General features: G+C 60.2%; 21 protein-coding genes and 2 tRNA genes. All 23 read left to right on the plus strand.

Annotated features, from left to right (window positions below; all coding sequences use genetic code 11):
- Positions 1-103: 103 nt before the first annotated feature.
- Positions 104-1,060, plus strand: a complete 957-nt coding sequence (locus ACXAF3_RS04375; RefSeq protein ID WP_475111070.1) for a major capsid protein — start codon at positions 104-106, stop codon at positions 1,058-1,060.
- Positions 1,061-1,122: 62 nt separating this feature from the next.
- Positions 1,123-1,198: transfer RNA gene (locus tag ACXAF3_RS04380), tRNA-Thr, on the plus strand.
- Positions 1,199-1,241: 43 nt separating this feature from the next.
- Positions 1,242-1,817, plus strand: a complete 576-nt coding sequence (locus ACXAF3_RS04385; protein WP_475111071.1) for a hypothetical protein — start codon at positions 1,242-1,244, stop codon at positions 1,815-1,817.
- A gap of 6 nt (positions 1,818-1,823) precedes the next feature.
- Complete coding sequence (locus ACXAF3_RS04390) at positions 1,824-4,025, plus strand: phage nozzle protein (protein WP_475111072.1); 2,202 nt, start codon at positions 1,824-1,826, stop codon at positions 4,023-4,025.
- Positions 4,022-4,489: a hypothetical protein gene (locus ACXAF3_RS04395; protein WP_475111073.1), complete on the plus strand. Its 468-nt coding sequence runs from the start codon at positions 4,022-4,024 to the stop codon at positions 4,487-4,489. The genes ACXAF3_RS04390 and ACXAF3_RS04395 overlap by 4 nt, the downstream gene beginning before the upstream one ends.
- Before the next feature lie 3 nt (positions 4,490-4,492).
- Complete coding sequence (locus tag ACXAF3_RS04400; RefSeq protein WP_475111074.1) at positions 4,493-4,963, plus strand: virion core protein, T7 gp14 family; 471 nt, start codon at positions 4,493-4,495, stop codon at positions 4,961-4,963.
- A gap of 12 nt (positions 4,964-4,975) precedes the next feature.
- Positions 4,976-6,631 (plus strand): hypothetical protein, encoded by a 1,656-nt coding sequence (locus ACXAF3_RS04405; RefSeq protein ID WP_475111075.1) that lies wholly within the window; start codon positions 4,976-4,978, stop codon positions 6,629-6,631.
- Between the two features lie 9 nt (positions 6,632-6,640).
- Positions 6,641-10,105, plus strand: a complete 3,465-nt coding sequence (locus ACXAF3_RS04410; RefSeq protein WP_475111076.1) for a hypothetical protein — start codon at positions 6,641-6,643, stop codon at positions 10,103-10,105.
- Positions 10,106-10,184: 79 nt separating this feature from the next.
- Positions 10,185-12,794, plus strand: coding sequence for a phage tail fiber domain-containing protein (locus tag ACXAF3_RS04415; RefSeq protein WP_475111077.1), 2,610 nt, complete (start codon positions 10,185-10,187; stop codon positions 12,792-12,794).
- An 8-nt stretch (positions 12,795-12,802) separates the two neighbouring features.
- Positions 12,803-13,345, plus strand: coding sequence for a hypothetical protein (locus tag ACXAF3_RS04420; RefSeq protein WP_475111078.1), 543 nt, complete (start codon positions 12,803-12,805; stop codon positions 13,343-13,345).
- A 19-nt stretch (positions 13,346-13,364) separates the two neighbouring features.
- Positions 13,365-13,556: a hypothetical protein gene (locus ACXAF3_RS04425; protein WP_475111079.1), complete on the plus strand. Its 192-nt coding sequence runs from the start codon at positions 13,365-13,367 to the stop codon at positions 13,554-13,556.
- Between the two features lie 11 nt (positions 13,557-13,567).
- Positions 13,568-15,544 carry a hypothetical protein gene (locus tag ACXAF3_RS04430; protein ID WP_475111080.1) on the plus strand — a complete coding sequence of 659 codons (1,977 nt, stop codon included), beginning with the start codon at positions 13,568-13,570 and terminating at the stop codon, positions 15,542-15,544.
- A 540-nt stretch (positions 15,545-16,084) separates the two neighbouring features.
- The gene (locus tag ACXAF3_RS04435) at positions 16,085-16,387 is read left to right on the plus strand and encodes a hypothetical protein (protein WP_475111081.1); all 303 of its coding nucleotides are present in this window, start codon (positions 16,085-16,087) and stop codon (positions 16,385-16,387) included.
- A gap of 10 nt (positions 16,388-16,397) precedes the next feature.
- Positions 16,398-16,535 (plus strand): hypothetical protein, encoded by a 138-nt coding sequence (locus tag ACXAF3_RS04440; protein ID WP_475111082.1) that lies wholly within the window; start codon positions 16,398-16,400, stop codon positions 16,533-16,535.
- Between the two features lie 10 nt (positions 16,536-16,545).
- Positions 16,546-16,791, plus strand: a complete 246-nt coding sequence (locus ACXAF3_RS04445; RefSeq protein ID WP_475111083.1) for a hypothetical protein — start codon at positions 16,546-16,548, stop codon at positions 16,789-16,791.
- Positions 16,792-16,793: 2 nt separating this feature from the next.
- Positions 16,794-17,033: a hypothetical protein gene (locus ACXAF3_RS04450; RefSeq protein ID WP_475111084.1), complete on the plus strand. Its 240-nt coding sequence runs from the start codon at positions 16,794-16,796 to the stop codon at positions 17,031-17,033.
- 10 nt (positions 17,034-17,043) lie between these two features.
- Positions 17,044-17,337 (plus strand): hypothetical protein, encoded by a 294-nt coding sequence (locus ACXAF3_RS04455; RefSeq protein ID WP_475111085.1) that lies wholly within the window; start codon positions 17,044-17,046, stop codon positions 17,335-17,337.
- Between the two features lie 132 nt (positions 17,338-17,469).
- The gene (gene terL, locus ACXAF3_RS04460) at positions 17,470-19,188 is read left to right on the plus strand and encodes a phage terminase large subunit (RefSeq protein ID WP_475111086.1); all 1,719 of its coding nucleotides are present in this window, start codon (positions 17,470-17,472) and stop codon (positions 19,186-19,188) included.
- Between the two features lie 230 nt (positions 19,189-19,418).
- Positions 19,419-19,505: transfer RNA gene (locus ACXAF3_RS04465), tRNA-Leu, on the plus strand.
- Between the two features lie 360 nt (positions 19,506-19,865).
- Positions 19,866-20,222, plus strand: a complete 357-nt coding sequence (locus ACXAF3_RS04470) for an AHH domain-containing protein (protein ID WP_475111200.1) — start codon at positions 19,866-19,868, stop codon at positions 20,220-20,222.
- A gap of 14 nt (positions 20,223-20,236) precedes the next feature.
- On the plus strand, positions 20,237-20,824 hold the full coding sequence (locus ACXAF3_RS04475; protein ID WP_475111087.1) for an imm11 family protein: 588 nt from the start codon (positions 20,237-20,239) through the stop codon (positions 20,822-20,824).
- 40 nt (positions 20,825-20,864) lie between these two features.
- Positions 20,865-21,455: a hypothetical protein gene (locus ACXAF3_RS04480; protein WP_475111088.1), complete on the plus strand. Its 591-nt coding sequence runs from the start codon at positions 20,865-20,867 to the stop codon at positions 21,453-21,455.
- A 36-nt stretch (positions 21,456-21,491) separates the two neighbouring features.
- Complete coding sequence (locus tag ACXAF3_RS04485) at positions 21,492-21,797, plus strand: hypothetical protein (RefSeq protein ID WP_475111089.1); 306 nt, start codon at positions 21,492-21,494, stop codon at positions 21,795-21,797.
- Positions 21,798-22,400 lie beyond the last annotated feature (603 nt).

Genomic DNA, 22,400 nt, shown 5'->3' on the forward strand with positions numbered 1-22,400 from the left:
ACCCTCGAAAGCGACGACTCGTCTGCGGACGACAATCTGAGCGAAGAGAAGAAGAAGGCAACCTCCCCTGATCCCCTACCTTCAACCAAAGGAGTTAGATGCAATGTCTGACGCAGTAGTCTCCCGTCTCGGTCAGGCCAACCTGTCCGGTGACGACAAGGCGCTCTTCCTGAAGGTGTTCTCAGGCGAAGTCCTCACCGCATTCGAGACCAACACCGTCCTGAAGGAGCGCACCCGCCAGCGGGTAATCAGCTCTGGCAAGAGTGCCCAGTTCCCCGCAACCTTCCGCGCAAGCTCCGGCTACCACACTCCCGGCCAGGAGATCGTAGGTAAGCAGATCGCGCACAATGAAGTGACCATCACCATCGACGATCTGCTGATCTCTGATGTATTCATCGCGTCCATCGACGAAGCGATGAACCACTACGATGTTCGCGCTCCTTATAGCCGCGAGATCGGCTTGGCTCTCGCCCGCGACTACGACAAGAACATCGCCCGCAACCTGATCCGCGCAGCTCGCGGCGGCGCGCTGTTCTCTGGCGACCAAGGCGGAAGCACCCTGGACGACGCCGACAGCAACACTTCCGCCACCTCCCTGGCTGGCTCCATCTGGGCCGGCAAGCAGGCGATGGAAGAGAAGGACGTGCCGGTCGACATGACCAAAGTGTACGCCGCCGTTAAGCCCGCTCAGTGGTACCTGCTGGCCCAGGAGCCGACCCTGATCCTGAACCGTGACGTGGACGGTGACGGCTCTTACAGCAAAGGCACCTTCTCCATGATCGGTGGCGTGGAAGTGGTCAAGTCCAACAACCTGCCGTGGGGCGTCGATGACTCCGCGAACACCGACATCCCGTCCGCCTACCGCGTGAACATGAACACCACCACCTGTGTTGTGTTCACCGAAGACGCTGCCGCTACCGTGCAACTGCTGGGCTTGGGCATGGAGTCCGAGTACGACATCCGTCGTCAGGGCACTCTGATGGTGGCCAAGTACGCCGTCGGCCACGGCCCGCTGCGCAACAAGTGCGCCTACGAGATTCGTACTGGCGCTCCTGCCTAATCGAATCTCTAAGCCGTCTATGCCCGGGGCTGGAAAATATCCGGCCTCGGGTTTTTCGTTATGCCGGCATAGCTCAGAAGGTAGAGCGCCTCTCTTGTGAAGAGGATGTCGCGGGTTCGATTCCTGCTGCCGGCTCCATGTCTCAACCTCCGAGGTCCTGATGACTACGCCAACTGCAGTCATGACCAAGCTCGATGCCGTCAACCAACTGCTGGCGAGCATCGGTCAATCCCCCGTCAATACCCTCACCGGCCCGATACCCAAGGACGCCTCCAAGGCGATCATAGCGCTCGATACAGTACTGCGAGAAGTGCTGACCAAAGGGTGGAGCTTCAACACCGACGAAGAGTACCCCCTAACGCCTGACGTCAATGGTCACATCCTGATCCCTGCGAATGCGCTATGGGTTGACCCCGAGCATCAATCGGACGACTTCGTGATGCGCTGGGACAACGGCGTTGCGAAATTCTACGACCGCAAAACGCGCTCCTTTGTTATCGACCAGACCGTCCAGTGCCGAATCATCTGGGCGTTCGAGTTCGAGGAAATCCCCCAGGCCGCTCGCCACTACATCACCATGCGCGCTGGTCGTATCTTCCAGTCTCAGATCGTCGGTTCCGACCTGCTCTTCAGATTCACCGAGCTGCACGAACGCGAAGCCTATGCCGCATTCAAGCGTTTGGAGAAGCGCAGCAAGCGCTACAACCTGATCGCCAACGACCCCGCCGCACACCGCCGCTACAACCCCCCGAGGTGATAACCGATGAGCCTAGTGTCCCGCCACATACCGGCGCTGTTTAACGGCGTGAGCCAGCAGCCCGCCACCCTGCGTCAGCCGGCCCAGGGCGAGGCGCAGGTGAACTGCTACGCAACCGTAGCCGAGGGCCTGAAGAAGCGTCCTCCGTTTGAACATGTCGCTCTGGTTACAAGTGAAGACCTGAGCACCGCCTTCGTGCATACCATCAACAGGGATGTTTCCGAGCGGTATGTGGTGGTCGTCACTGACGGCGATCTCAAAGTCTACGATGCGTCGACCGGCGAGGAGAAGCCGGTGAACTTTCCCGAGGGAAAGAGTTATCTGAACGTCGCCGGCAATGCCAACGCCTCTTTCTCGCTCGTTTCCATCGCCGATTACACCTTTGTGGTCAACAAAGAGGTCGTAGTTGCCACCAAGCCCACCCCAACCTCCACACCGCCCTCCTACAACAACTGGTACACGCCATCGATCTGGGGGCCGCGCATCCCCACACGCTATTACAGCCCCGACGGCGGCCGCGTCCTGCGCGGCACCGTGAACACCTTCAGCGATCTGCCGAAAGCCGACGACCCCGACCCGCCCAGCAACGGCGACCTCTACAAGGTGGTCGGGTACGACGAGAACAACTTCGGTGGCTATTATGTTGTGCGCAAGGGCGGCGTCTGGGAGGAGACCTACGGCCCCGGCGCGAACACATCGCTCGACGAAACCACAATGCCGTGGGCGCTTGTCCGTCAAGCCGATGGCTCCTTCGACTTCACTCCCTTCGCTTGGCAGCCGCGCCGTTTCGGCGACGACGAGACTAACCCGCCGCCCACCTTCGTGGGTCGGACCATCAATGACGTGTTCTACTGGAAGAACCGCCTGGGTTTCCTCACCGACGAGAATGTCGTGTTCTCCGGTGCCGGCGACTACGGCAACTTCTGGCGCAACACTGTCACCACCCTGCTCGACAGCGACGTGGTCGACGTGGCTGTGTCCACCACCAAGGTGTCCCTGCTCGAGTTCGCCGTGCCGTTCAACAACGGCTTGATGCTGTTCGCGGACCAGACCCAGTTCAGCCTTAATGTTACCGACCTGCTGACACCGACCTCCGTCTCCATCGACGAGGCGACAAGCTACGAGATGGACCGTGGCGTGCGGCCGGTGGGCATCGGCAGCGATGTGTACTTCGTCACCCGCTCCGGCCCTTACTCCAAGGTGCGCGAGTACTTCGTCTCCGAAGACTCGCTCACTACGGACGCCGCCGACATAACCGCACACGTTCCTCGGTATCTGCCGCGCAACATCTTCAAGCTCGCCGGCAATGGTAATGAGGACGTGCTGTTCGCCGTCAGCTCTGAGCCGGGCCACCAGAACCGCATCTACGTCTACAAGTTCTACTGGTCTGGCGACCAGAAACTGCAATCGGCATGGAGCTACTGGGAGCTGGACGCCAACGATACGGTCCTCTCGCTGGATGCAATCGAGAACAACCTCTACGCCCTGATCAAGCGGCCCGAGGGAACCTATCTCGAGCGCTGCAATCTGGACGACGGCGCCGTGGCGGCCGGTCTGGACTTCAACATCCTGCTGGACCGCCGCTACGAGGTGCAAGCGGGGGATATGAGCTATAACCCCGCCCTGGACGAAACCACCATCACCGTCCCGTGGAACACCTCGAACGCGGACCGCAGCAACATCCGCATCGTGTACGCCGCCGGCTCTGGAAACAGAGGCCGTCTGCAGCCGCCCAGCTCGTATAGCTACGCGGGCAACTTCCAGATTGTCATCCCGGGCGACGTGCGGAACTACCAGCCGGTCGTCGGTGTGAGCTACGAGTCGAGCTACCAGTTCTCCGAACAGTTCATCCTCGACAGCCGCGATCAGGCGATCACCACCGGCCGCCTGCAGCTACGCACCTTCACGCTGTACTACCAGGATGCCGGCTTCTTCCAGGTCGAGGTTAAACCCTACGGCGAGGCGTTCTCCGGCGCACTGGAGTCCGTGGTGCCCGCGGCTCTTGACCAGTTCACCGGTCGCACGCTCGGCGACGATGCGCTTGAGATCGGCGAGGCGAGCTTCCACACCGGGGCATACACCTTCTACGTCGACGGTAACAGCCACGACGTGGTCATCAAGCTGATCAACCCGTCACATCTGCAGGCGAAATTCAGCAGCTGTGAGTGGGAAGGTCTCTGGTTCAATCGATCACGGAGCATTGGATGAGTAAGTTCATGATTGTGCCGGCCACTGAGGTCGAGGCGCGCTACCTGGCTCCCCGGCTCCGAGCAGTTGATCGGCGAGAGGTTCTGGCAGCCAGCGGGCAGGAACCCCTGGCTGCCCTGCTCGAATCTCTCGAGGCGAGCGACCGCGACATGCGCTGGGCCGCGCTCCTCGATGGAGAGCCGACCGTGCTGTTCGGTGTCGCTCCCATTACCGAGAACATCGGGGGCATCTGGATGCTCGCCAGCAATGGCGTCTACCGGTGCCGAAAAGACTTCATGCGGAAGTGCTACCAGTACGTCGCACTGATGCACACGCGGTACGAATACCTGACCAATTTCATCGACGAGCGCAACGTGGTCACGCGACGCTGGCTCGATCGTCTTGGGTTTATCCGGGGCGAAGTTTTCGAGCGGTTCGGAGTGGGCCAGCAGCCGTTCGTCCAGTACACCTCCAAGAGGAAGTAAATCATGTGTGAGCCGACTACTGCCATGATGGCGATCGCCGCAGTGTCGGCAGGTGTGAATGCCTATTCGACACACCAGTCGGCGAAGGCGCAGGCCGAAGCAATGGAAATTCAGGCCGAGAACGAGCGCAGAGAAGTTAAAGAAGCAGCCGAAGAAGAGCTGGGCCAGCGCATCCGCGCCGCCCGTGAACAGCGCGCCCGCGCCCGGGTGGCTGCTGGGGAATCCGGCTCGATGGGTCAATCATTCGCAGCAATGCTTAATCAATCGCTGCAAGACCAGGATGGTGATGCCGCGCTGGCTGCAAAGAATGTCGCGCTCCAGCGGAGGGCAATCGATGACCGGCTTACCATTGGCAAATCCCAAATTCGAGACATCAGTGCCCTTGAGGCCGGCCTGCAGATCGCATCTGCGGGCGTACAGGGTTACAACACCGGGCTCTCCATAAGGGACGCCCGCGCAGGTCAAACCCGGTAATAGGAGAACCACATGGCACGTCCGGGTCAGCGACGCAAGACGAAGCGAGTGCAGGGCGAGGAGCGCTTCCGCCCCGTAAACCTGCAGCCCAGCCGTCGCTACTTTATAGCGGGCGGCTATGACAAGAATGTCCGAGCCGCCCGCGCCCTAGAGCGGGCCTTCCAGGTCGGCTCGGAGTTCGCTACAGATGAGATGTTCCGGCGCAATGCTGAGGGCCGCCGGCAAGCACTGCTGGAGCGCGGTTCAGGCGCAACCGAACGCGACGCCGCCAATGAGCAGGCCGGATACAACCGCGCATGGGACGAGTTGGACGCCGAGTTCGACTTCAACCTCGCGGTCAAGGAGTTGCCGGAGCAGTTGCGCGGCTTCGACTGGGAGAACCAGTCTGAGACTGATGTACAGCAGTTCGTGAGCGACTACATGGCTCGACAGTTCTCCGGCCTGGAGAACATGAAGGGCTCGGCGTATGCGGAATACCTGGCTCCCCGTCTGTTGAAACTTGAGACCGAGATCATCGCCCAGCACCGCGATATGCAGATCGCCAAGGTGCAGGAGGAACAGCGAACCAAGATATACGCAAACGCCGAAGCGCAGCTCGAAGCTGACGGTAAGCTCGACTATCAGAAACTCTTCGAGCGCACTGGTACTTTCTTCGACGGCGCCGCCAAGAAGGAAGTGTTTTGGGAAACCGTTTACGACTTGGCGATTAAGGCCGGTAACCCTGACTTGATCACCGATATGCCAGTTCAGATCAACGGCATCCCTACCGGCATCAAAGACCCGAAGCTGCAGGACGCCCATCGTCAGGCGATCGACGCAGCCACCCGCGCCGGACTTGCGAAGCAGGCAGCCGCCGAGAAGGAGCTGGAAGCCCGCAACGAGCAGCTGGTCTTCGACCTACAATCGCGGATCGCCGAAAAGGCGATGAAAGGCGAGAGCACTTTATCCGAGATCAACCAGCTCCGCGCGCTGGTCGGTCAGCCGGGCGGACCCTCGTGGTCCGACGTGCAGACCGCCACCACGTTCGGTCAGGGTCAGGCGGACGAGTTCGACTCCCGGTCGATGGACCTGAACAACGTGTCCCAGCTGTGGGCCGACATCTACGCCGGCAAGGCTTCGCTCTCCGACATCTTCCAGGCCCGCAACATTGGCCTGCTCGGTACCGGCCCGCAAGCCGTTGACACGATGGAAGAAATGATGTCCACCGTGAACATGGTGCGGCAGTCGGGCGACCGCGCCAGCGCCCCGTCGGTGAGCGCATTCCGCAATGAGATCACAGCCCGCTACAACCCGCAGACTCAGGGGATGTTCGCCCCGCTCGACCAGACCGTGCTGCACATCCGTAACTCCGCACTCGCCAAGTACAACCAGCTGGTACTGGTGGACGGCATAGACCCCGCCGAGGCGGCACAACAGGTGAAGGAGCAGTTCGACCCGTTGATCGATGCCAACGTCGATACCGCGAAATCACAGTCCGCCTTCGAGCGCGACGTGGGCGTGGTTTCAGCAGCGCAGATCAAGGCCGCCGCTGCGGGGCGGCTTGATGCCCGCCGCGTGTTCGCCGGCCAAACCCAGCCCGCCATTGAGGGCCGCCTGTTCGATCTGCTGGAATCCGGCGAGATCACTGACCAGGAGGCGGAACAGATCGTGGTTCAACTTTTCAATTGAGGCTGACGTATGGAACAGGAGCTTGAACAGCAGCTCTCCCCAGTAGATAAGCTGCGAATGCGCGTGCGGAGCCGGGACGAGGCTGTCGCAGACTTCCGGGCGCGACGCAAGCAGCTGGCCGCTGTGAAAGAAGCAGCTGCCGAGTCTCCCACCTTTTTGGGGGAAGCCGGGAAGGCGGTATGGGGTGCCGGTGTGGACCTAGTCGCTGAAGGCGGGCTGTTCGTCGCCGATGTAGTCCGCTCCTTGCCCATCGTTAAGAACGCAGTCGCTCTGTACACTGCGGAGAGCAACGACACCACATATTTTGAAGGCTTCGAGCTGGTCAACCAAGGCTGGGCTGAATACAAAGACGCCTACCGCGAACGCAAACGCGAGATCGCCCCGGAAAACGAGACGTTCGCTGGCAGCGCCGCTCGCGGTATCCTGCAGTTCATGGTGCCGTACCTGGGGATGTCCAAGAAGTTTGGCGCCGCCCAGACTTTCGCCCAAGCTACCGGGCGCGGCTTCGTGATCGACGCCGCCATGTTCGACCCAACCGAGGGCAACCTCTCCAAGCTCATCAAAGAGCTGAGCCCCGAAACCCAGAACGTGGTGCTGGACTTCCTCGCCACCGACCCTGATGACGACGACGCACTGAACCGTCTGCGCAATGGGTTGGAAGGCGCGTTCCTGGGCACCGCGCTCGAAGCCATCTTCAAGATGGCTCGCTTCGTCAAAGGCAAGAAACAGATCGAAGAGGCGCACGCGGCGGCTGACGCAACCTCCACGCCGATCACCGGCCTGTTCAGTGCCCGCGAGTCTGAGCTTGCACTGGCCGATGGTCCGGCTCCGGGCGCGCCCCGCGCCGAGGCTGTTTCTGCGGCCGATGAGGCGTCTCCAAGTTCGCCCCCAGCTGGCCCACAGCCCGAGGCTGGAACGTCCAATGCTGACGAGCTGCTACAGCCGCAGCGCGCCCTCGAAGACGACCTCCGCAACTCCCTGAAGATGACCGACGCGCAGCGCCAGCAGTTCAACAAAATGCTGCTGGAAGGTGACGACGACGGCGCCCGGGAGTTCCTGCAGAAGGACTTCAACCTGGAGACCGTCAACTGGGACAACATCGAGTCCGCCGACGACATCAAGAAACTGATCAACGTCACTTCCGAGGTGATTGCCGATCACATTGATAACGTGAAAGGCGGCGTGCAGTCCCATGTGCAAACCAAGCGCCTCGCCAATCTGGTTGGTGTTTCCGGTGAACAGGTGCATGAGCTGTTCAAGGACGTGCGCGGGGATAAAGGCATCGCGGCCCGCTTTCATGCCGCACAACGCACACTGCTCGCGTCCGTCAAGGAAGTGTTCCGGCTGCGCGATGTGGCAAGAGCAAACCCCGGCGACCTGAAAGCCAAGGCTGACTTCTTCCGGCAGGTGGAGCTGCACGCTGCCCTGCAGGCCGAGATCAAAGGCGCCCAGACAGAGGTCGCCAGGGCGTTGAACGGCATGGCCATCATTAAGAACGAGGCCGCCGAAGGCTTCAAAGAGTTCGACCAGTTGATGCGCTCGCTCGGCGGCAAAGGCCGCAGCGCCAAAGAGTTCGAGAAATTCATGGACGACCTGCTGGACGGCAGGTCTCTGGAAGACCTGAACGCGAAGATACGCGAGTACTCCCGCAGTGAGCGGATCAAAAACATGTTCGTAGAGTACGTCATCAACGCGATGCTGTCCTCGCCGAAGACTCACGTTATCAACTTCGTTTCCAACTCTCTGAACACCTTTCTGTACTCTGCCGACCGGCTGGCCGGCGGAGCGGTGCGTCGGCTCACCGCGGGTGATCAGGCCGCGTGGCGTGAAGCCAAGATCGACCTACTGCGCAAGGTCAGCTCACTGGACGAGGCGTTTAAGCTGGCCCGTCAGGCGTGGAAGGAAGGAGCGCCGATAACCGATAAGCGTCAGCGGTTGGAGTTCCAGACCCGCAAGGCGATCGCGATGGACGGTGACACTTGGCTGGCCAAGACTGTGAACGAACTCGGCGAAGTCGTCCGCATCCCTGGCCGCCTGCTAATCACTGGTGATGAGTTCTTCAAAACCATCAACCGTAATGCAGAGATGTCCGTGCTGGCCTACCGAGAGGCCGATCGCCTGGCTACAGAGCAGGGGATGAAGTATGGCACCGACGAGTACGAGCGCTTCGTCGATAAGACGATGAAGGCGCTGCTGGACACGGAGAACATGACGCCCCTCGCGCGGCAGGTCCGAACCGGGGCGATCGAGAAGGCACGAATGGTTTCCTTCCAAGAGTCTCCGCTCACCCCGGGCGGTACCAAGATGGAAGCCCTTATCAACCACAATGCGTTCGTGAAGCTGCTGATCGCGCCCTTCTTCCGCACACCGATGAACATCCTGCGACAGGGCATTATCGACCGCACGCCGCTGGGCTTGATCATCAAGGACCACCGCGAAGCTGTACTGCGCGGTAACCCCCGGCAGCAGGCGGAGGCAATCGCACGGATGACTTCCGGTGTGGCCGCCATCGCTGCCTTCCTGCCGTTCGTCGGTACGGATGTCGACTCGCCCATTCAGGTGATCGGCAAGGTGCCCTACGATAGCTCCGAGAAGGCGACCGGTGTGCTGGACTACAGCATCCGCATCGGTGACAAGTGGTACCAGTTCAACCGCCTGGACCCGCTCGGTATGTGGCTGGGCATGGTGGCCGATGCGAAGATGCACGCGGAGCACTCGGACGACGATGAGAAAACCTTTGCGCTCATGCAGGGCGCACTAGCAGGCTTCCTCAACAACGTGGTCAACAAGACCTGGGCGAAGTCTCTGTCCGATCTCTTCGAGCTGTTCACCGGCATGGCTGAGAACAAGCCCAGCTCGGTAGAGCGTGCGTGGGAGCGCTGGGCTGCACAGCAGACCGGTAAGCTGATCCCGCAGCTGGTGAAATCCACTGGTAAGGCTGTCTTCGACGGCGACGAGCAGGTGGCTCGCGAAGCGTGGACCTTCGCGGACGCGCTGAATGCGCAGCTGCCCATCTTCAACAAGGGTGTACCGGTGCGCCACGACGCGTTGGGCCGTCCGGTGACTTGGGAAAACTCCAAGTGGGCAATCGTGAACCCCTTCGCGATTTCCCCGGGTGCCGATTCGCCGCTGGAGAAGGAGCTGGCCCGCCTGGACTTCACTGTCCGGCCCATGCCGAAGACGCTCGGCGGCGGTCTCATTGAGTTGACTGCAGAGGAATACTCACAGATCACGGGCTTGGTTGGCAGCATCAAGCTGTCCCGCCACGGCAACCTTGCCGAGACCCTCGACGCGATCGTGCAGTCCGAGGATTACGCCGAGTGGACGGATGAGCGCCGAGTCTTCGTGATGAAGAAGTACATCGAAGCCGCACGTCGCGCCGCAAGGCTCACCTTCCTGGCCGACCCGGCCAACCGCAAACGGTTCAAAGACGCCCGTCTAGACGAACTGTCCGCCCTCTTCGACTCCGACTAACGCCAGCAAGGCCCCACGCCTCTCCTCGAAGCGCACCCCGGGGCCTCCCTCCCCATCCCGCATTCCTACCGGAGTATCCATGAACACTCTCGTCACTTACGAGGGCGACGGGATACAGAAGACTTTCACCTTTCCTTTCCCGTATCTCTCGCCCAGTCATGTCAAAGTGTTCGTCAACGGGGCACTCCAACTCCCGGCGATGAACTACACGTTGTCGGGCAACACCATTACATTCGACGATGCCCCCGGCCCGGGAGCCGCGATTGAGATTAAGCGGCAAACTTCACCGAACGACCTGCTCGTCGACTTCGAGAACGGCTCCACCCTACGGGCCGAAGACCTCGACCTCGCCTACCTGCATAACTTCTACCTCTCCCAGGAATACCGCGATCAGTTCAATAAGCTAATCAACGACGCGCTCATAGCGATAGCCGCCGGAGCCGGCTACACCGAAACCGAACCGGACGAAGTAATCGCGGTGATCGTGAATGAGATGTTGAGCAGCGCCGCCGCTGCCGCCCTTCAGCAACGCGTCAACGACATCGATGCCAATGCGGAAGCGATCGTCACGCTCGGCGAGAGCCTGCAGGCGCAGGTGAACACTCTGGCCCAGGGCACGGCCGCGATCGTGTTCGTACAGCCCGACGAGCCGGCGCCGGGCGTTGGTAATGTGCCCGACCCCATTCCTGACGGCGCGCGCTGGTATGACTCCGACGACAACAACAAGCCTTACATCTACGACGAAGATTCTCAGTCATGGGTGAGCATCGAAGACCCGCGCATAGGTCAAGCGGTTGCTGCCATCGACCTCTTGCAGACCAATGTCGCGGATAACTATGCTGCGATACTGGCGGAGCAGGCCGCTCGTTCCGACGCGGATTCGGCACTGGCCTCCACCCTCGACCTGCTCGGTGCGCAGAATGCAAGCCAGACGGCGTTCATCCTGAACAGCGATACAGTCAAGCTAGATTCCGATGCCGGTGATACCCTGGCGAATCGCTTCTCGCAACTGAACACCACTGACAGCAGCCTGCAAGCTCAGATAACTGCCGAAGAAACCGCTCGTATCGACGGTGACAACGTGCTGTCTTCCAGCATCTCGCTGGTAAGTGCCAAGGCGGACGATAACGAGGCGGCGATCTTGGCAGAGCAAACCACCCGCGCCAATGCCGACAGCGCTCTCGCGTCCGACATCTCGGCACTTCAAGTCCGTGCCGACGACAACGAGGCAGCAATCGTTGCCGAACAGACAGCTCGTGCGAATGCCGACAGCTCTCTCGCGTCCGACATCTCGTCTGTGAACGCTTCCGTTGGCAGCCTGACCTCCACGGTCAACACCCAGGCCACCGCGATCGCCAACCTGGAAAGCGGACAGGCCAACCTGTATGCGAAGTACGGAGTCACCCTGAACGTCAACGGTTACGTCACCGGCTACTCCCAGCACAATGACGGCGAATCCGGCGCTTTCGTCATCCTGGCCGACAAGTTCGCGGTGGTTGACCCGTCTGGCGATCCGGGCGAAACCGAGTATGTCCCCTTCGAGATTGTAAACGGCAAGATCAACCTGCGCGGTGACGTGCAGATTGACGGTGCCCTGGTCGTGAACGGCACGCTCAACGGCGCGAAGATCGTCAGCGGAGGCATAGGCTCCCTGCAGCTTGCGAATAGCGCAGTGACTACCGACAAGCTCGCCGCCAACGCCGTTACCGCATCCAAGATCGCCGCCAACGCAATCACTGCAGCGCACCTGGCGATCGACAGTGACACGGGCGTCACCCGCACCGTGTTCGACCCGGAAAGCAGCACGCCTCTGACAATTACCGACTCGGTAACAGGCGATTCCGTCTTTGAGATCAAACTCGAAGGCGGCAAGCCGAAAGCCACCGTAAACGGTACCGCCGGGGAGGGTTTCGTCAGTAACGCATACGCGATTTCTGATGCGGTCAAGAAGGCGATCAACCCGTACTATTCCGGCGCAGACGGCTCGGCCAGCGCGACGAGTGGCAGTTTGAGTTCCGGGGGCACGAAGAACTTCTCGATCGCGACCAATCTGTCCGGCAAGGTGAGCATATCCTTTGCCCTCAGCGCCTTCAATCACTACGCTGGCCCCACCAACCAAAACTACACGGCGCCTGACTGGACCGTGGAAATTCGGCGCGATTCGGCCTCCGGCCCGGTGCTGTTTAGTAAGCGCTACCAGGGCACTGCGTCGAACTACTACGACTGGGAGGTCAGCGGCGAGTGGTGGTGCAGCTACAACCTCAGCATCAATGACGGCTTCGTCGACGAGGCAGCGCCACTCAACGGCTCCGAGGTGTACTACCTCAAGGTCATCCGCCATTCCGGTACGCCGACGTCCCTAACCCTAACCACGTTCAAAGGTGAGTCCCCCGGGTTCATCGAGAACATGCTAATTACGGGAGGCAACGGCTACTGGAAGGACAAGGACACCGGACTGATCATCCAGTGGGGCAGCGCGCTCGCCCCTTCCAACGGCTACAGCGGGTATTTCTCGTTCCCGGTCGCTTTCCCTAACGCCGCCTGGCAGATCGTCGGCAGCCAACAGGTGGCCCACCCGGCGGATAACGACGGCGACGACGTTGGTGCGGATATTGTCAGTAAGTCCCAGTATCGCGTTTGGAGTAACGACAACAGCGCGACTGTGAGTTGGATTGCTATCGGCTACTGAGGAGTCCCATGCAACACTTCTACTCACCTTCAACAGGCGGCTTCTACAACAAGGAAGTCCACGGCGACAACCTCCCCGCAGATGCCGTCGAAATCACTGAGGAGGAATACCAGCACCTTCTCGCAGGCCAGGCCCGCAACTTAGTGATCGTCCCCCAAGGGTCCGGGGCGAAGCCTACCTTGGCCCCGCCGCCCGCCCCCACGCTGGGCGAAGCCAAAGCCCAGAAGCTGAAGGAGATTAACCGCAAAGCCCAGGCAGCATTAGATGCAGTCCTGGCCGCGTATCCAGACGGCGAGGTCGCTTCGTGGCCGAAGCAGGAAGAGGAAGCACGCAAGTGGCTCGCCGACAACTCAACACCGACACCAATGCTCTCCGCCATCGCCGCCCGGCGCGGCCTGACCCTGGAGGACTTGGCGTCGCGCGTCATCGCGAAGGCTGACGCATTCGCGACTTTCGGTGGTGGCATCTTAGGCAAGCGCCAAGCGCTCGAAGATGCGCTCGACCGCACCACAACCGCCGAGGAGGCTCTCGCCCTCCCGGTGACCTTCTAACCCCAACGAGGAGAGTCCTATGTCTGAAGCAGAGCTGAAGCAGCAACTCACTGCCCTGGCGCTGCAACGTGCAGCGCTGAAAGACCAACTGGAGCAGGTCGACAAGAACCTGCAGCAGGTCAGCTTCGCCTTGAAGGTGCTGGAAGCTGACGCCAAGGCCCGCGAGGAGGCCGCCAAAGCTGAAAGTCAGACTGAAAGCGCCGCTGAATAACGGGAGGCATCATGTCCTTCACTAACGCACAGCTCGCCCAGAAGATCGCGAAACTGGTCGAGTACTGGCAGGGCTTCAATCAAGAGTACTCCGACTGGCTCGGCGGCTCGGCAAGTGGAGGACCGAACTCTGACGGATCATATCCGCTGACGAACTGGCAGGGCCTGACGTATCTCGTTAAGTCCCCTGCCCGCCTTCAGGAGGATGTGGATAACATCGTTGCCGGCGCTCAAGGCTTCTCCCAGCAGGCCGCCGACAGCGCCACCACCGCAACTGAGCAGGCCGGCATTGCAACAACCCAAGCGGGCCTCTCAGAAGCTGCCCGCATTGCCGCCGAAACCGCCCGCACTGCCGCCCAGCAAGCAGAAAGCAGCGCGATTGACGCAAAGGTAACCGCCGTTGCCCAGGCGAACGTGGCGACCGCCAACGCGCAGCAGACCGCTGCCGATGTGGTGACCGTCACCGACGCCCGCGATGAGACACTGCAGGCTCGCAATGAGGCAGTGCAAGCTGCACTCGACGCTGCACAGTTCAACCCTGCACTCTTCGGCGCCCTGGCTGAGGCCGAAACGGTGACCGGGGTGTGGGACTTCAGCAACGGGCTCCAGGTCGGTGGCGCTGCGATCACAGCCGCCCTGGTGGCTCAGTGGGACGCGGCATATAGCTGGGGCAACCATGCCGACGCGGGCTACGCCTCGGCATCAGACTTGTCCGGCTACCTGCCGCTTTCGGGTGGCGCGCTGAGCGGCGACCTAACCGTGAAGAAGATTCTCTTCGAGGGCGGCGACCACCAGATCAATAACAACGACGGTAAGGGCAACTTCAACATCCGTATCGGCCACGGACCCGCCGAGACCTACAGCAAGTCCGGCCAGGGTGCCGTCCACATGGAGTTCCATCACGACTCCGGTTCTGAGGGCAATCCCGGCCTCACCATCCATATCAGCGAGGATGCCTCCGCGAAGAACGCTGGCGACCCGATCGTGTGGGCGAAGGCTCTTTCCATGCGCGCCGACGGCACCTTTACTTGGGCCGGCAACGCCATCTACCACGCCGGCAACTTCACCGACAACAGTGCCAACTGGGACACCGCGTACAGCTGGGGCAACCACGCTGACGCGGGCTACCTCACCAGTTACACCGAGACCGACCCGACCGTGGCCGCGCACATCAAGGCGATCACTGCGGGCCAGATCAATAACTGGGATGCCGCCTACAGCTGGGGCAACCATGCTGAGGCGGGCTATGCCCCTGCTTCGCATACGCATAGCTACCTGCCGCTCTCCGGGGGGACCATTACCGGCCCCCTCTCTCTGGACGGTGTAGTGACCCTCCCGGCGAACCGGTACAACGGCTATGACGGCACCTATGCGATGGACTGTCAAAACAGCGACATCGTCGGGCTGAACGCCCTTTACTTCAACGACGCATCCAACTCCGTCAACGAAGGCATCGCGTTCCCGCGAGATTCCGGGACTGGTATCAATGCGTATTCCTACTTGCGGGCCTATCAAGACAAGCTGCGGTTCAGCCCAGACGGCTCGGCAGATTACGAGGTGTACCACACCGGCCATGCCAACTTCAGTGTCACGGCGTTTGATCTTAAGTTCGGCATGGAAGACCAAACCACTCGTGGCGACTCGGGCGCTTCCCGTGCGATGGTGAAACAGAATGGGCTGCTGGAAATCAACTACGCCCGAGACTTTGGGATGACGAAAATCAACTCGCTCAACTATATGCAGGTTGATACCCAGAACGGCTACGTCCGCATCGGACCCAACAACACCAGCTACTGTCACTTCTACACCGATCGCGCTAAGTTCTACTTCGACAAGGAAGTGCGTGTGGATGGGGACATCAGGTGTGGTCCAAGCTACAACCAGTTCGTATTGCGCCACGCCAGCAGTTCCTACTCCTCCGGCAACATCACTTTCTCCACTTCCGCCCCTTCAGGCGGCTCCAACGGAGACATCTGGTTCCAGTACTGAGGAAACTCTATGGCTCTCCAAATCCGCGCTGGCGGTGCGTGGCGTTCCCCAACGCCGCACATCCGCACAGGGGGGTCTTGGAGGGCCGTGAAGTCTGTCTGGATTAAAGTCGGCGGCTCCTGGCGAGAAGTGTGGACGGCTTCTACCGTTTCTGCGCCAAGCGGTGCCGTCTCGGCGGTAAGAGCGAGCGGTATTGCACAGGCCGGGTTCACCCTGTACTCCAACGGCACGACGGGGACCATTCAGAGCGGCAGCGGTGTCGACACCGTTAGCAATGACGAGTGGTATCAGCCAACTACTACAGGCATTGGTTCTCAATACCAAGTTCGCGTTACCAAAACTTCAGGTAGCACGCCGACAGGCTCCCTCGGCAGTTGGCTTTCCCTCAGCTCAAACCGCTCTTGGAGCATCTCCAGCGGCGGCGCCGTTAGGAGTTGCAATCTCACCGTTGAAATTCGGCAGGGTACTGGCCCGGTAATAGCCACCGGCTCTGTGTTCTTGGAAGCCGAAGCTGGCTTTCTCTAATACGAAAGAGGATTTATGGCTACTTACTCAGAACTTCACGGCCTCTCTACAGACGCCACTCTCCTAGACCGCATCGCCGTTGCTGTGGCTGTCGCAGCCCAGGCAATCAACGACGAACCTGCGGAGACCCCGTACCACGATCGCCGCAAGCGATGGGCTGCACAGGCCCTGCGCGAGCCGGACTCCACGGCCCGCCAAATGATCTGGGCGCTGCTTGCTCAGAACAAAGACGCCACTGTGGAAACTATTCAGGGCGCGACTGACGGCGCCATTCAGGCTGCCGTCAATAACACCATCGAACTCTTCATTGAACAGTAAGGAGACCCTTATGGACTACTTTATCGCGGGCGCATTGCTCGCCGGCTTTGCTGTCTTCCTGTACCGCAAAATCAAGAGCAAAGACGAGACTCCCGGAACTTGTGGTGCCGGCGGCGCCCGGAGTCGCGTCGCTCAGCGTCAGAAGTAAGGAGTAACCGATGTTGTCGCCCCTGTTTGACAAGGTGGCAGCGACGGTACTGGCCGCCTCTCTCATCGGGGGCGGCACGGCCGTCCTCAAGTCCTGGCACACCAACGGTGTGCAGGATGCGAAGATCGCCATCCTTGAGCAGCGCCAGGACAAGACCGAGCTGCTAATTGACACCCTGAACGAAACCAACCGCCGCATCGACGTGCTGAACGAACGTCTCGACTGGGTGGTAAAAGAAAGCGAGCGTGAGGAGTAGCCATGAGCCGAGCCACCGACGAGCTTCTCGACCAGTTACACGGCATGCAAGCGCAGGCCCTGCTCGATGAGCTTCGCCGCTACAAGAATGAGAACGAGCCTATCCCACCCGCGCTCTTTGCGCAGATCAACAAGTTCTTGAAAGACAACGGAGTGGACCGCGCAGTGACTCCCGGCGACCCGACTGATCTACTCACCGAGGAGCTGCCCGAGTTCGATAACGTGGTTCACGGCCAATTCTGATGAGGTACACATGGCCCGCCGCAAGCCCCTCCCCAAGAGCTTCCAGCTCCTGAACCACACCATAACTATCAAGGACCAGCCGGGCCTCATTGAGGAGCATGGGGCCTACGGTCTGTGGTCTGAAAAAGACCTGACCATCTGGATCGATAGCAGCACCCCGCCGTCGTTCGTGAAGCACACCCTCTGGCACGAAGTCATGCACGCCGTGCTCGACCTCACCGGGCACTCTAAGTTGAGCCGGGACGAACGCTTTGTGGACGCGATGGGCGGCGCCCTGTCCCAGGTAGTTTCGACAATTAAATAACCGCTCCGACTTCCCTCCTGCGCGCCCCTCTCGGCGCCGCTTTTCTTTTCCCACTCAACCCTACAGGCCCGCCCGAGAAACGCTGCCAGCGTGCGAATGGTGCAGCCTGGCAACCATCCCGAGGAGTCATCCATGCCCAAGTCTAAGTGCCCGGCCTGGGTACAGACTGAAGCCCACAAGAAAATGCACGATGACTTCCGCGTTTTCCTGTGGTGGCTATGGAAGCAGCTTGGCCTGCCGGAGCCGACACAGGCCCAGTACGAGATCGCGGAATTTCTACAGCACGGCCCCAAGCGCCGCATCGTGATGGCCTTCCGGGGCATCGGCAAGTCGTGGATCACCGCAGCGTTCGTGATCTGGTGCCTGATGCGCAACCCGGACGAGAAGATCATGGTGGTCTCGGCGTCCGAGTATAAGGCGATCGAGTTCGCCACCTTCACCAAGCAGCTGATCTCCACGATCGACCTGCTGAGCTGGCTGGAACCTGGCCAAAAGGACGGGCAGCGCGACTCCGTGCTGGCCTTCGATGTCGGCCCAGCCAAACCCGCCCAGGCCCCCTCCGTGCGGGCAGTCGGTGTCGGCGGCCAGATGACCGGCGGCCGCGCCACCATCGTGGTCTTCGACGATATTGAAATCCCCAACAACTCCGACACCGAAGGTAAACGCGAGAAGCTGGACCTGCGCGCCCGCGAGATGGGCGGTGCGATCCTGGTGCCCGGGGGCCACTCCATCGGCCTGGGCACGCCCCAGTCCATCCAGACCATCTACAACGGCTTCGAGGAGCGCGGCTATGTCATCCGGGTCTGGCCCGCGAGATACCCTGACAAGGCAGCCGTCGAGCGGTACAGGGGCCGGCTCGCGCCGCAGGTGATCGCCCGTCTCGCAGCTGACAGTTCCCTGGTCGGCAAGCCGGTAGACCCCGCACGGTTCACCGAGGAAGACCTGCAGGAGCGTGAAGCCGAATATGGCCGCTCCGGCTTCGCCCTGCAGTTCATGCTCGACACCACCCTGTCGGACGGCAACAAATTCCCCTTGAAGCTCCGCGACCTTATCGTCATGGACGTGGACCGAGAGGTAGCCCCCACCAAAGTGGTCTGGGCGTCCGGCCCCAAGCAGCTGATCGAGGGGCTACCCAACGTAGGCATGGACGGCGATCGCTACTTTGCCCCCATGCACGTCTCTGAGGAGTTCACCGAGTACGAGGGCAGCGTGATGTTTATCGACCCCGCCGGTCGGGGCATGGACGAGACAGCCTTCGTCGTCTTGAAGTCCCTCCACGGCCTTCTGTTCGTGCGCCGCTGGGGCGGCCTTATGGGAGGCTACGACGAGGCTACCCTTCGGACCCTGGCCACCATCGCCCGGGAGGAGCAGGTCAACGCGATCCATGTCGAGAGCAACTACGGCGACGGAATGTTCAATGCCCTGTTCTCCCCCATCCTGAACGCCACCTACCCGTGTACCCTTGAGGAGTACAAGGTCACCGGCCAGAAGGAGGCGAGGATCATTGACAAGCTGGAACCGGTGATGAACCAGCACCGCCTGATCTTCGACAAGCGGATCGTGGAGAACCAGCTGAACGACATCCCCACCGAGGACGTGGGCGATGCCGCTCGGCACTACAACGGCTTCTTCCAGATGGCCTACATCACCCGGGAGCGCGGCAGCCTCCGGCATGACGACCGGCTCGATGTCTTGGCCGAGGCCGTAGGCCACTTCACCCAGAGCGTGGCCAGGGACGTGGAAAAGGCCGAGACGCGGCACAAGGAACGCCTGCTGGAGCGCGAGCTGATGAAGCACCAGAAGGCATGCAGGGCACTGTCAGGTCGCCCCCAGAGGCGTCGGTGGTATTAACCGGCACCCCTCGGGGGAGCGAAGCTCCCCCTTATAGTTATCTATAGGTAGAACTGGCAGTGGAACTGACAGTGACCTTGGAGGTAGGCCCCACGAGGGCTGCCAGTGGGGGCTAGGGGCGGCAAGGGTGAGGGGGGACACATCCCCTCCTGAGATGCCAAGATATAGGCTCAGCTATGGGCTGGACTGCGTGCTCATTTCTGGGTAATCTACGCGCCCTCTCCTACCCTGCCCGGGTGGCGAAATTGGTAGACGCAGTGGATTCAAAATCCACCGGTGGCAACACCTTGCCGGTTCGAGTCCGGCCCCGGGTACCATCTCCCCCAACCCCCTTCTTGAATTGGCTCTCAGATTGACGATCTAGGCCCGGACAATCCGTTGCCCTAATCCACAGCTCTGGGTAATATCGGGGCCGTCATAGGAAGACGCAGCAAGAGGAGGAACCTGCCGTGCCCCGCCGCCCCTTATCATCAAAAAAATTCCACGAAATGGACCGCGTAGACCGCGCTATCGCCGATTTCGCGTCCATTGAAAAACCCACCAAGGCGGACCTGAATAGAGTGCGTATGATTGCTCGGCTCGAGAAGAGTCTCGACAAATACCGCTCCCGAGCCGCCACCATGACAGACAAAGAGCTTCTCGAGGAAAAGCACAATTCCAGACGCTTGGCTAGGCATATGACGGCGGCCGGAGACCCGCGACCTCACGAACTCTGCGATGCCCATGCAATCATATCTGGCTCACATAGAGACGCCGCCCCGTTACGAGCAGTCCTTGCTTGGTTCAGACGCAGAATTGACGACCCAATCAACGGTTGTTGGCTTCCCAGACACACCAAGGCTTTGGGGTTAATGCCAGATTGGCTTCGGAAAGCAGTGCCCCACAGCCGGATACATAGAGGGGCATATTACGAGTGGCTGTATGAGATAATCTCCTTGAACAGAATTACCGAAGATCATCAACTGGTGCAGGAACTCAGGTTTGTCGAGCACCGCCTGCAATCTGGCACCTTGCCTTCTCACATCATGGAATGAGCGCGCCAAGTAGAATGACTATTCACCAGATACTCAGAGACAACGACTACTTTATCTTCTCGATCCCGCATCTTGAGGTAATGGAAAAGCTTGGTCGCGAGTACCCAATTCATATAAAGAGGAATCCAGTACCTTATTCCAGGGTCTGGAAAGAACCGCTTTTTCTGGACTTTGGGCCGGAAGACAATCCCACACATCAGACTGTCCCGGACCTATCCATCTGCACGGGATACATATTTTTCAGCGAGAGGGCTCACAAGACGCTCGGCGCCGCCTTGGAGCAAGACGGCGAGTTCCTGCCAGTGGCCTATGAGGGCGGGACGGGGTATCTCTTTAACCCTCTGATAGTGGCGGAAGAGTACGATGCCCGGGACGAAAAAATCACCACATTTAACGAGTTTAACGAAGTCCAAAGCATAGGGTTCATAGAAGAGAATCTGCCGGCAGGCACCAAGGTATTCCGGTCAACTTCCGATGACTATTTGCGGATTTACTGTACCGACCAGTTTAAGCAGGCCGTCGAAGATGCCAAACTAACCGGAGTTCACTTCCAGCCTGACCTCGCGAACGCCTTTGGGGGCACCCCGTCTACCACCCACTAAGAGTGCCCATACCTCACAATGGAAGTGACGCCCCGGCAACATGACGATACACAGGATATTTAACGACCACAGCTACTGCCACTTTGAAATACCGGCCGCAGAAGTTCTGGATAAGATCGGACAGGAATATCCATTCCATATCGATCGCTCCCCTGTGCCCTACTCTGACGTCTGGAAAGAGCCACTGCGCATAGACTTCGAGCAACACGGGAGGGAAACGAAGCACGAGGTCGTCCCCGACTTGGCAATGCGCAACGGCCGCTTGTTTTTCAATGAGAAGGCATACGATCTGCTGGGCGCAGACCTTCAGCAGGACGGGGAGTTTCTGCCCGTAACCTACGACGGCGGCACGGGATATATATTCAACCCGCTCACCATCGCGGAAAAGTTCTGGGCTGTGAATGACGAAGCCACGGCCCACAACGAGTTCGGTGAGGTGCTCAGCCTGGAACTCATCGAAGAGAAGCTGCCAACCCACACTAGGGTCTTCCGCTGCGAAGCGACCGCATATGCCAGCGCCTTCTGTACCGAGCAGTTTAAGCAGGCAGTCGAAGATGCCGGACTCATTGGTGTCTTATTCCATCCCGATCTCGCGGGTGTGGACAGTATGACCGCCCCGCGGCAACGATGAGATAAAATTACCTAACAACGAGAGGAGAGATCGCCTGTGAACAAAGTTCTATTTACTACAGACAACCTTCCAGAAGGGCTCGTCGTTAAAGAAGTCTTCGGCATGATCCAAAGGACGGGGACGGTAGAAATTTCTGACAAAGGGATAATAAGGGGGCTCTTAGAGAGAAGAAGGAATGAATATCAAGAGATTCTTGATTCATTCATGGATACCGCCCCAAGCGAAGCCAATGCAATTCTAGGCGTCCAAGTCTCCACCGCGACGCAGCATTTTGCCAATGCAACCTATTTGTATGTTACCTATATCGGGACGCCGGCCATCGTAGAAGGCAACATCGCGTAACATTCAAATCACTTCGCGCCCCGTTTCCGCGTGGAAGAAGGGCCAAAAGTTCTACTGCAAAAATCCGAGGCACCGAGTTCACGCACACCGTCCCCGCAGTCCCCCGTAGGGGGGTGTCCAGGGGCGCGGCGCGGGCCGGGTGCCTCCCCTCCCTTGGCGCCCACGTCACACATAACGGCACACTATGCCCGCCAGACCGCGCCGTTACTAAGGCTCCGTCGGATTGAGTATCCAAAAGCTCGCTATCCGTGAGCCTGCCGGCGTGCTGCTGGGGGCGCTGCTGGGGCCTGCCGGTGCCCTGCCCGCTGCAGCCGCTCGCCTGTCCGCCTATCTGTTTTTTTGTTCCTGCCCTGCCGTGCCCTAGCAGTTGCCTAGCAGTTCCCTAGCCGCCACCCTACCCGCTACCTACCCGCTACCTACCCGCTACCCTGCCCGCTACCTTGCCGTGCCCTGCCTGCTGCCCTGCTGGACTGCCTGTCCTGCCCTCTGCTGGCCTTTCTGTCTGCTACCCTGCCGCTACCTATCCGCCGGCCTGCCGGCCGTTATAGGCGCTGCCGGGGGCCTTTCCGGGGGCCTGCTGGCGCCCTGCCCGATACCCTGCCG

Source organism: Microbulbifer sp. ABF4_143, from assembly GCF_056160225.1.